General features: G+C 67.0%; 9 protein-coding genes. 2 read left to right on the forward strand and 7 right to left on the reverse strand.

Translation table 11 applies throughout. The annotated features are described in order from the left end of the window. Positions 1-719: BCCT family transporter (locus tag N878_RS03615; RefSeq protein WP_036987315.1), on the reverse strand; the 719-nt coding region annotated here is incomplete at its 3' end. A 267-nt stretch (positions 720-986) separates the two neighbouring features. On the opposite strand from N878_RS03615, the gene cls reads away from it, so the two are divergent. Together cls and N878_RS03625 are read left to right on the forward strand one after the other, a co-directional pair. Next, positions 987-2,426, forward strand: a complete 1,440-nt coding sequence (gene cls / locus N878_RS03620; RefSeq protein WP_021442327.1) for a cardiolipin synthase — start codon at positions 987-989, stop codon at positions 2,424-2,426. A gap of 54 nt (positions 2,427-2,480) precedes the next feature. Next, positions 2,481-3,209, forward strand: a complete 729-nt coding sequence (locus tag N878_RS03625; RefSeq protein WP_021442328.1) for an ABC transporter substrate-binding protein — start codon at positions 2,481-2,483, stop codon at positions 3,207-3,209. A 27-nt stretch (positions 3,210-3,236) separates the two neighbouring features. On the opposite strand, the gene N878_RS03630 is transcribed toward N878_RS03625, so the two are convergent. The 6 genes from N878_RS03630 to N878_RS03655 all read right to left on the reverse strand — a co-directional run. Continuing rightward, positions 3,237-5,327, reverse strand: coding sequence for a TonB-dependent siderophore receptor (locus N878_RS03630; protein ID WP_021442329.1), 2,091 nt, complete (start codon positions 5,325-5,327; stop codon positions 3,237-3,239). Between the two features lie 168 nt (positions 5,328-5,495). Next, complete coding sequence (locus N878_RS03635; RefSeq protein ID WP_021442330.1) at positions 5,496-6,011, reverse strand: DUF3617 domain-containing protein; 516 nt, start codon at positions 6,009-6,011, stop codon at positions 5,496-5,498. 141 nt (positions 6,012-6,152) lie between these two features. Beyond that, entirely contained in the window at positions 6,153-6,560 is a 408-nt protein-coding gene (locus tag N878_RS03640; protein ID WP_021442331.1) for a DUF1850 domain-containing protein, read from the reverse strand. Then, positions 6,557-8,584 carry a TRAP transporter permease gene (locus tag N878_RS03645; RefSeq protein ID WP_021442332.1) on the reverse strand — a complete coding sequence of 676 codons (2,028 nt, stop codon included), beginning with the start codon at positions 8,582-8,584 and terminating at the stop codon, positions 6,557-6,559. Before N878_RS03645 ends, N878_RS03640 begins: the two co-directional genes overlap by 4 nt. A gap of 271 nt (positions 8,585-8,855) precedes the next feature. Continuing rightward, on the reverse strand, positions 8,856-9,809 hold the full coding sequence (locus N878_RS03650) for a TAXI family TRAP transporter solute-binding subunit (RefSeq protein ID WP_021442333.1): 954 nt from the start codon (positions 9,807-9,809) through the stop codon (positions 8,856-8,858). 460 nt (positions 9,810-10,269) lie between these two features. Next, a partial coding sequence (locus tag N878_RS03655; protein ID WP_031302696.1) for a helix-turn-helix domain-containing protein occupies positions 10,270-10,545 on the reverse strand: 276 nt, incomplete at its 5' end.

Genomic DNA, 10,545 nt, shown 5'->3' on the forward strand with positions numbered 1-10,545 from the left:
CCGAGGATCGGGTAGAAGATCGAGCGGATCGACAGCGGCAGGCCCTTGTTGAAGGAGAACAGCGCCAGCGCCAGCGCGACTATGGCGTAGATCGCCCAGGGGTGCAGGCCCCAGTGGAAGATGGTGGCGGCCATGCCCAGGCGCACCGCCTCCTCGCTGTTGCCGGCGGCGCCGGCGAGCGGCGCCCAGTCGGTGCGCACGCCGTCGTCACCGACCGTGACCCCACCCATCGCCGCGCTGTAGTGCGACATCGGCTCGGACACGCCGTAGAACATCAGGCCGATGCCCATGCCGGCGGCGAACAGCATGGAGAACCAGCCCGCGTAGCTGTAGTCGGGCGTGGCGTCCTTGCCGCCGATGCGCACCCTGCCCAGCGGCGAGACGATCAGGCCGAGGCAGAGCAGGACGAAGACGTTGGCGGCGCCGATGAAGAACCAGGCCATGTGGTGGGTGAGCCAGTCGCGCAGCGCGCTGAACAGCGGCTCGACCTGGTTCTGCAGGGCCAGGGCCAGCACCACGAAGATCACCGCGACCAGCGCGGAGATACTGAAGACCTTGCCGTGGATATCCATCGAGAAGATGAATTTGCCCTGAATGTTGTCCTGACCGATGACGTAGTCGGTGTCGATCAGGTTGGCAGCGCCGGTCGGTGCCGGAATGCCGTCGGGGGTTGCCGCTGCGGGTGGCGGGGTCATGTCATGCGAAGGGACGTTTCCCATATGGCGTGCTCCTTGATGCGTTTGACTCGCTGAACGAGCGTGAACAGGACGGTCTGCCCTCCTCGAGTAAAGACGACCCACCTTTGGGTCGAACCGACAAGGGTAACAGATGAAACCGGCTCATGCAGAAACAGGCCTGCATGAAGGTTTCAAATACAACGGCTAAACCGCCCCCTGCCATTCGCCGCGGGGCCGTGGCAGGATGGCCGGCGAACGGCGCGCAACGCCCGTGGTCAGCTGGATACGGCCCCCGCAGCGAGGAAGTCCATGGAGTTTGGCATCCCCCACCTGTTCGCCTGGCTGATCGCCGCGATCCACGGCCTCGGCGTGCTCGCCGCGATCCATGCGGTGCTCACCGTGCGCACCGCCCAGGGCGCCCTGGCCTGGGGCCTGTCGCTGTTCTTCATGCCCTACCTGACGCTGCTGCCCTACCTGGTACTCGGCCGCAGCCGCTTCGATGCCTATGTGAAGGCGCGTCGCCAGGCCGACGCCGAGATGCGCCAGGCCATGACCGCGCAGGACTGGCGGCCCTGGGTCGAGGAAGCCAAGGCCGCGCACCAGGCGCCGGCCTACCAGCACCTGCGCGCCCTGCCGCGGCTGTCGCAGATGCCCGGCCTGACCGGCAACCGGGTGCAGCTGCTGATCGACGGCGAGGCCGCCTTCGCCGCGCTGTTCGAGGCGCTGCAGGGTGCGCAGCGGGCGATCCTGCTGCAGTTCTTCATCATCCGCGACGACGCCCTCGGCCGCCGCCTGCAGCAGCTGCTGCTGGCCCGCGCCGCCGCGGGGGTGAAGGTGCATGTGCTCTACGACGGCATCGGCAGCCACGCCCTGCCGCGGCCCTATATCGACGCGCTGCGCGCCGGCGGCGTGCAGATCCACGCCTTCCCCACCCGCGGCGGGCTGTTCAACCGCTTCCAGCTGAATTTCCGCAACCACCGCAAGATCGTCGTGGTCGACGGCCAGATCGGCTTTCTCGGCGGGCTCAACGTCGGCATCGAGTACCTCGGGCAGAAGCCGCCGCTGGCGCCCTGGCGCGACACCCACGTGGAGGTGCGCGGCCCGGTGGTGGCCAGCCTGCAGGAGGCCTTCGCCGAGGACTGGTTCTGGGCCTGCCACCAGTTGCCGCCGCTGCTGCTGCCGCACAAGCAGGACGAGCCGGGGGTGCTCTGCCAGGTGATCGCCAGCGGCCCGGCCGACCCGCAGGAGACCTGCTCGCTGCTGTTCGTCGAGGCGATCCAGGCGGCGCGGGAGCGGGTCTGGCTGAGCAGCCCCTACTTCGTCCCGGACGAGGCGGTGTCCGCGGCGCTGCGCCTGGCGGTGCTGCGCGGGGTGGACGTGCGCATCCTGCTGCCGGCGCGCCCCGATCACCGGGTGGTCTACGCCGCCTCCAGCCTGTACGCCTTCGAGGCGCTGCGCGCCGGGGTGCGGATCTTCCGCTACCAGCCGGGCTTCCTGCATCAGAAGGCGCTGCTGATCGACCGTGACGCCTGCCTGCTGGGCAGCGCCAACCTGGACAACCGCTCGTTCCGCCTGAACTTCGAGGTCAGCCTGCTGACCCTGGACGCGGCCTTCGCCGAACAGGTGGCGAGCATGCTGGAGGAGGACTTCAGCCGCTCGCGCGAGCTGGTCAACGCCGACCGGCGCAACCTGCACCGCCTGCAGCAACTGGGCATGCGGGTGGCGCGGCTGATCTCGCCGATTCTCTGAGCCGCGACTATGGTTAAGGGGCCGCCCGCTGCTTGCCGTCAGCGAGACCCCGCGATGAAGACACCGCTCGCCCTGCTGCTCTGCCTTTGCCTCTGCCTCGATGCCCTGGCGCAGGAGCCGATTCGCGTCGGCGTCGAGCTGCAACCCTACCAGCCCTACTCCGACGTGCACGGCAGCGAGTACCGCGGCTACGCCCGCGAGCTGCTGGACGCCTTCGCCGCCGAGCGCGGCTACCGTTTCGTCTACTCACCGCTGCCGGTAAGGCGCCTGCTCGGCGATTTCCTCGGCGGCCGGCTCGACCTCAAGTTCCCCGACCACCCGCAATGGAACGCCGACCGCAAGGCCGGCCACGCCATCCGCTACAGCCAGCCGGCGGCGCCCTATGTCGACGGCATCCTGGTCAAGCCGGCGCACCTCGGCCAGGGCCAGGCGCGCATCCGTCTGCTCGGCACGCAGAACGGCTTCACCCCCTGGCCCTATCTGCAGGAGATTCGCGCCGGGCGCATCAAGCTGATCCAGGCCAACCAGATCGACTCGCTGCTGCGCATGGCCATGAGCGACCGGGTCGACGCGGTGTACCTCAACCCGCGGGTGGTGGCCCACCATCTGCGTCAGCTAGGCCTGGCGCCGGACGCCTTGGTATTCGATGCGCAGCTGGCGCACGTGGAGGATCACTACTACCTGTCGAGCATCAAGCGCCCGCAGCTGATTGCCGAGTTCGACCGTTTCCTGCTGGAGCGGGCCGAACTGGTGGGGGAAATCCGCCGTTGCCACGGGCTGTGAGCCGGCCCGTGGCGATGCGGCGGTGGATCAGTATTTCCATCTGACGCTCATGCTGGCGTTGCGCGGGGCCGCGTAGTAGGCCTGGCTCCAGTAGAGGCTGGTCAGGTACTTCTCGTCGGTAACGTTGTTGAGGTTGGCCGAGACGCTCCAGTTGGGATCGATATCGTAGCTGGCCATCAGGTTGACCACCGCATAGGCATCCTGCTCGGCGATGCCGTTGTACACCTTGTCCTGCCAATTGAGGCTGGCGCCGACCTTGAGCTGCTCCAGGCCGGGAATGCGGTAGGTGGTGGAAGCCTTGAACATATGCTTGGGCGAGTAGGTCACCGCGTGCTTGTCCTCGGCGTCGGTGATGTCGACGAAGGTGTAGCCGGCCATCGCCTGCAGGCCCGGCAGCAGTTCGCCGGAGACCTCCAGCTCGTAGCCCTCGCTGGTGATGCCTTCGACGGCGCGGTAGATGGTGGTGGAACCGACCATGCCCGCCACTTCGGCGACGTTGTCCTGCTCGGTGCGGAATACCGCCAGGGAGACATTGACGCGGTCGTCGAACAGCTCGCCCTTGATCCCGGCTTCGTAGTTGACCCCTTCCACCGGCGCCAGGCGCGACCCGGTGATATCGGTCTTGGTCTGCGGGTCGAAGATCTCGGTGTAGCTGGCGTAGACCGAATATTGCTCGGTGAGGTCGTAGACCAGGCCGGCATAGGGCACCACCTTGCCGCTGTTCTTCGAGGATTTCGCCAGGCCGTAGTTGGTGCCGTCGCTCTTCAAGTCGACCACCCGGGTACCGGTGATCAGGCTGAGGTCGTCGGTCAGGCTCCAGCGCGCGGCGCCGTAGGCGCTCTTCATGCGGTCGGTGAAATCGCTGCCGGCGGTGCCGGCGTCGTTACGCGGCTGCGGGTAGTTGCCGTCCCACTCTTCCAGCGGCGGCAGGGCGGTGCCGGTGGAGGAGTCGTACCAGGAGATGTCCTCCAGCTCCGAACGCGACCAGCTGGCGCCGAGCACCGCGTCGTGCTCGCGGCCGGCCAGGGCGAAGGCGCCGCTGAGCTGCAGGTCGGCGATCAGCTGGGTGTTCTTGTCCTTGTACTCGGAGGGATAGCTGAACAGCCCCAGGCCGGTGGTGCGATCCGGGGTACCGTAGACGTAGAACAGCGAGCCGTCGCCCTCCTTCTTCACATGGGTCAGCACGGCCTTGGCCTGCCAACCGTTGCCCAGGTCGTGGGCCAGTTCGGCGAAGGTGCGGTTCTCCTGCACGTCCCAGTAGGCCCAGTCGGCCGAGGTGCTGGTGGAACGCGAGTAGTCGGTCTTCGAACCGTCGCTGTAGTTGAGCGGCAGGGCGCCCCACATCGGCGAGTTGGCGTCGCTCTTCTGCAGGGTATGGCCGATGGTGAACAGGGTCTTGTCGCCGAGGTCGGCCTCCAGCACGCCGTGGAACACGTTCTTCTCGCGCGAGTACATGTCCAGGTAGGAGTTCTTGTTCTCGTGGGCGTAGACCGCACGGCCGCGGATGTTGCCGGCGTCGGTCAGCGCGCCGGAGACGTCGGCGTCGATGCGGCGCTTGTCCCAGGAACCGCCGGTCAGGTCGATGCGCGCCTGCGGCGTGGCGGTCGGGCGCTTGCGCACGAAGTTGATGGTGGCCGAGGGGTTGCCGGTGCCGGACATCAGGCCGTTGGCGCCGCGGATCACCTCGACGCGCTCGAACACCGCGGTATCGATATCGCCCTCGACGTTGCCGTAGACGAAGGGAATGCCGATGCCGTCGTACTGGAAGTTGGTGATGTCGAAGCCGCGGGCGGTGTAGTAGGTGCGGTCGGTCTCGACCTCCTGCACCTGGATGCCGGTGGCCATCTTCAGCGCGTCGTTGACGCTGTCGAGGTGGAAGTCGTCGAGCTGGGCGCGGGTGATGGTGGAGATCGACTGCGGGGTCTGCCGCGGGGTCAGGTCCAGCTTGGTCGCGGCGCTGCTGGGCTGCGACTTGTAGCTGTCGACTTCGGCCGCTTCGGCGGCACCGACCACGGTCTGGGCATCCAGCTCGAGCTGTTCCTGCTCGGCGGCCAGGGCCTGGTTGAAACTGCAGGCGGCCGCAATCGCCACGGCCAGGCGGGTTTTTCTACTGAACAAGGGACTTCTCCTAATGCGCTGTCGATGGCTGCGATTCGTCCCTTGGCAGCCGGCTGCCTCATTGGCAGTGCATTCGCCATGGGTGCAAATGCTAATAATTATCGACAGAATTCTCGCAATAGAATGCTTCCCGCGTCAATACGAATTATTTACATCTCCATTTGAGGGTCATTGCCTGCGCAGGCTGCCGCAGTCCGCACCCACCCAGCGCGCGCGGCTTTCCATGCTGCTGGGCTGGCCGTTGTAGGTGCCGGTGACCTTGGTGGTGAACTCCCGATCGCTGACGAACTGGGTCTCCCCTTCGCCCTGGGCATCCGGGCAGGTGAAGCGGAAGCGCCAGCGCTGGTCGCTGCGTTCGAGAATCTCGTTGCTGCAGCCGGACTCGGGGTCGTGCAGGGGAATGTCCTGGGCGGCGATCTGCTCGGCGGTCAGGCACATCTGCACGCCGCCGGCGCCGAGCTTGATGCCGCGCTCGGCCATCATGCTTTCCATCATCTGCCGCTGCTCGGGCGGCAGGTTCTGCATCTGCGCCAGCATCTGCTCCATGCCGGGCATGGCCTGACCGCCGACCTGCATGTTGTGCGAGCTGACTTCCCAGACGCCGGGCTGGATATCCAGGGCGCTGGCCGTCAGGGGTGACAGACAGAGAGCGAGCGGAAGGGCGAAACGAAAGATGGGGCGCATGACAGGTCTCCTGGGCAGGTGGTTAGCCAAGCCTAGCAGGCCGCAGACGAACAAAACCCCCACCGGCCTGCGCCGCATGGGGGTTCTCTTCTTTTCCGCCCGGCACTTGTGGCGCCGGAAGCCTGGTCCGCTCTGGCGAACCTAGCCCGCGTCAGCCGCGGGGGAGCCCAGCTCGCAGCTCCAGAGTTCCAACGCCGGCTGGCTCGCTTGTGGCGGGCCGAGCCAGTCGCTCATCGGGCGACAACGCTGGTCGATACAGAGTTGGTAATCCCCGGCTTCGGGCGTACGCCCGACTCGCAGGGGTTGCAAAGGCGGTAGCCGACGCTGGTAGTGCCAGCTGCCATTGCGCAGTTCGGCGCCGTCGGGAATCTCCATCCCGGCGCCGGAACCCTTGACCCGCGCCTCGCCGAGGACCAGGCCCTCGGCGGTGACGCGGTAATCTTCTTCCCAGCGGATCTTCTCGATGCTGTGATCCCAGGCCAGGGTGAAGGCCGGCACGGGCAGCTCTGCCCATACAGCGCCGGCCAGCCCCAGGCACAGGCCGATCACGCCAGCGCCGCCTGGGCGCGACGGGCGCGCCAGATGTGCTGACCGATGAAGATGACACTGAGGGCGAAGCCGATCTCGTCGCTGATCGGCGTGGCCAGGATCAGGCTGGCGCCGGCGGCGAAGCCCAGGGCACGCTCCCACCAGCTCAGCTTGGCCTGCAGGAAGCCGGTGAACACCGCGCCCCAGATGCCGATGGCCAGCAAGGCCTTGAGACCCACGTAGACGGTTGCCAGCAGGCTGTCTCCCTGCAGCATCAGCGCCGGCGAGTAGACCGCCATATAGGGCACGACGAAACCGGCCACGGCGATGCGCACCGCCCACAGGCTGATCTTCAGGCCGCGCTCCTTGGCGATCGGCGCCGCCGCGAAGCAGGCCAGCGCCACCGGCGGGGTGAGGTCGGCCATGATGCCGAAGTAGAAGACGAACATGTGCGAGACGATCAGCGGCACACCCAGCTCCAGCAGTGCCGGCGCGGCGATCGAGCTGGTGATGATGTAGTTGGGGATGGTCGGGATGCCCATGCCCAGCACCAGGCAGGTGAGCATGGTCAGCACCAGCGAGAGGAACAGGTTGTCCTGGCCGATGGCGAGGATGTAACCGGCGAAGGTGGAGGCCACCCCGGTCAGCGACACCACGCCGATGATCACCCCGACCAGGGCGCAGGCGATACCCACCGGCACCGCGTGGCGCGCACCTTCGACCAGCGCGTGCAGGCACAGGGTCAGGGTGTCGCGACCGCCTTTGACGAACCAGCAGGCCGCCACCAGCAGGCCGATGACGCCGAACACCACGCCGATGCCGAGCTGGAAGAAGCCGGCGCAGAGCACGCCCAGGGCGATCCAGAAGGCGAAGCGCATGGCCTTGGACGACACCCGCAGGATGATCGCCGAGCCGAGGATGACCATGGCGGTCAGGGCCAGGCCGACGGTGCCGGAGAACAGCGGGGTACGCCCGGAGAACAGCAGGTAGATCAGGATCAGCAGCGGGATCAGCAGGAACCAGCGCTCGCGCACGGCCTTCCACGGGTTCGGGCATTCGTCCTTGGGCAGGCCGCTCAGGTTGGCGCGCTTGGCCTCCAGGTGGACCATCCAGAACACCGAGCCGAAGTACAGCAGCGCCGGGATCAGCGCGGCCTTGGCCACCTCGAAGAACGGCACGTTGATGGTCTCGGCCATGATGAAGGCCACCGCGCCCATGATCGGCGGCATGATCTGGCTGCCCATCGAGGAGGTCGCCTCGACGCCGCCGGCGAAGGCCGGGCGGTAGCCGAAGCGCTTCATCAGCGGGATGGTGAACTGCCCGGTGGTGACCACGTTGGCCACACCGGAACCGGTGATGGTGCCCATCAGCGCCGAGGACACCACCGACACCTTGGCCGGGCCGCCGACCTTGTGGCCGAACAGACCCATGGCGAAGTCGGTGAACAGCTTGATCATCCCGGCCTGCTCGAGGAAGGCGCCGAACAGGATGAACAGGAAGATATAGGTGGCCGAGACGTAGGTCGGCGTGCCGTACAGTCCCTCGGTGCCGAACGACAGCTGGTTGACGATCTGGTCGATGCCGTAGCCGCGGTGCATCAGGTCGCCCGGCAGGTACTGGCCGAACAGGCCGTAGACCAGAAACATCGCGCAGATGATCGGCAGGGCGATGCCCATGACCCGCCGTGCGGCTTCGAACACCAGCACGATCAGGGTCAGGCCGATGAGCATGTCGGCCGTGGTCAGGTCGCCCGAGCGCTGGATCAGGTCCGCCTCGAAGTACCACTGGTAGCCCGCCGTGGCCATGCCGGCCAGGCCCAGCAGCCAGGCCAGCGGCTGCCAGGGGCGCTTGGCGCCGAAGGCCGGCACGCTGATGAACACCAGCAGCAGCAGGAAGCCGACGTGCACCGCACGCAGCACCTGGGTCGACACCGGGTGGAAGGCCGCGGTGACGATCTGGAAGATGGAAAACAGCAGCGCGACGGCAAAAAGCGCCTTCGGCCAGTCGGACGGGCTGGCGCCCAGCCCCTGATTCTGCTCACTCATGGAGTGCAAACCTCGTGACTACTTCGATACGGAGACAGAGTCGCCAACAAAACCCACCGCCTGTGAACGCCGGTTTTATTCGCGATTCTGCGTCGGATGGGCCGGCCGCAACGCGGCCAGCTTCATCGCCGGCGGGCTGCCTCGAAACCTTGTCGCGGCGGCGATCCGCAGGGTGTCGCGGGGCCGCCCAGGCCATACGCACCGGTGATCGCTCCAACGCTGCCGAGACAGCCCACCAGGGCCGTGGCGCCATGCCACGGCCCGCCCTGCATCAGAGCGCGCCGGCTTCCTTGTAGAAGCGCTCGGCACCCGGGTGCAGCGGGATCGGCAGGTTCTGCGTGGCGCTTTCCAGCTTGATGTCCTGGGCCGCGGAGTGGGCGGTGCCGAGACGATCCAGGTTGTCGAACATCAGCTTGGTCATCTGGTAGGCCACCTCGTCGGAGACGCCTTCATGGCTGACCAGGATGTTGGTGATGGCCACGGTGGGCACGTCGCTATCCTGGCCGTCGTAGGTGCCGGCCGGGATGGTGGCGGCCTGGTAGGCGGCGTTGTCGATCTTCGCGGTCACTTCGGCCGGGATGGCGACGAAGCTGATCTTCATGGTCGAGGCCAGGTCACGGATGGCGGCCATGCCCAGCCCGGAGGACTGCAGGGTGGCGTCCAGCTGGCGGTTCTTGATCAGCTCGACCGACTCGGCGTAGGGCAGGAACTCGACCTTGCCCATGTCCTCGTAGCTCAGGCCGGCGGCTTCGAAGATGGCGCGGGCGTTGAGCTCGGTGCCGGACTTCGGCGCGCCGACGGAGATGCGCTTGCCCTTGAGGTCGTCCAGGGTCTTGATGCCGGATTCGGCGTTGGCGACGATCTGGATGTAGTTCGGGTAGGTGCCGGCGATGGCGCGGATCTTCTTCAGCGGCGCCTTGAAGCCGGCGTCTTCCACGCCGTTCCAGGCATCGGCCACCGAGTCGCCGAGGGCGAAGGCCAGTTCGCCGCGACCGGCCTGCAGCAGGTTGAGGTTTTCCACCGACGCCTTGGTCGCCTGCACCGAGGTCTTGGCGCCGTCGATGCCGTTGCTGTACAGCTGCGACAGGGCCACGCCGATCGGGTAGTAGACGCCGCTGGTGCCGCCGGTCAGCACGTTGATGAAGGTCGGTGCGGCGAGCACCGCGGTGCTGGCAGTGATGGCCGCGGCAGCGGCGAACAGGCTGAGTTTCTTGGTCAGTCGCATGGAAGTATCTCCGTCGTTGTTATGGCTTTATGCAGAGTTTCACTCTAGACGACGCCGGTCAGGCGACGTCGGCGGTGCGCGATCAGCGGCGCAGGGTGCAGCGTCGGACAAGGGCCGCGGCGGGCGCGGTCGAGAGGCGGCCCATGCACGGCAGCATGGCGCGGAAGACTGGGCAGTTCATGGGCAGACCTCTTGTCGTTGTTATGGTCGCCGCGGCGGCAAGCTGCCGGGCGACTGAAACAGTCATAGCAGATGCCGTGCCAGGGCCTGAAAGGCCCGCAATAGAGGGGTTTTATCGAGAGCAAGGGGCGTCGCTGAGCGGGAATCCGCCTAGCCCCGTGACGCAGTCGGCGAAAATCCGCTTATCGGGTCGCCCGGATGCAGGCCAGCAAAGCCATGGCCCGCCGGCGGGCGATCGGCGTTACCAACATCGCCGGCAGGCGGACTCCTAAGAGGGGGGTTATTCCTCGCCGCCGGGCAGATAGTCGCCGCGCGCCAGGCCGTGGCGCTGCATCTTCTCGTTGAGGGTGCGACGCGGCAGCTGCAGCATCTCCATCACCGCGGCGATATTGCCCTGGCATTGCAGCAGGGCGTTGTGCAGGCATTGCGCCTCGAAGGCCTCCATCTGCTGGGCCAGCGCCTGGCCGGCGAAACGCTCGGCCGGCGGCGGGCTGGACAGGCCCAGGGCATGGCGCTCGGCGGCGTTGATCAGCTCGCGCACGTTGCCCGGCCAGTC

It is taken from the genome of Pseudomonas sp. EGD-AK9 (genome assembly GCF_000465935.2).
Classification (GTDB): Bacteria; Pseudomonadota; Gammaproteobacteria; order Pseudomonadales; family Pseudomonadaceae; genus Aquipseudomonas.

Excerpts from the sequence above, each read along its gene's own strand:
- N878_RS03625 (WP_021442328.1), top strand. The coding sequence starts at position 2,481 with ATGAAGACACCGCTCGCCCTGCTGCTCTGCCTTTGCCTCTGCCTCGAT.
- N878_RS03645 (WP_021442332.1), bottom strand. The coding sequence starts at position 8,584 with ATGAGTGAGCAGAATCAGGGGCTGGGCGCCAGCCCGTCCGACTGGCCG.
- N878_RS03635 (WP_021442330.1), bottom strand. The coding sequence starts at position 6,011 with ATGCGCCCCATCTTTCGTTTCGCCCTTCCGCTCGCTCTCTGTCTGTCA.
- cls (WP_021442327.1), top strand. The coding sequence starts at position 987 with ATGGAGTTTGGCATCCCCCACCTGTTCGCCTGGCTGATCGCCGCGATC.
- N878_RS03650 (WP_021442333.1), bottom strand. The coding sequence starts at position 9,809 with ATGCGACTGACCAAGAAACTCAGCCTGTTCGCCGCTGCCGCGGCCATC.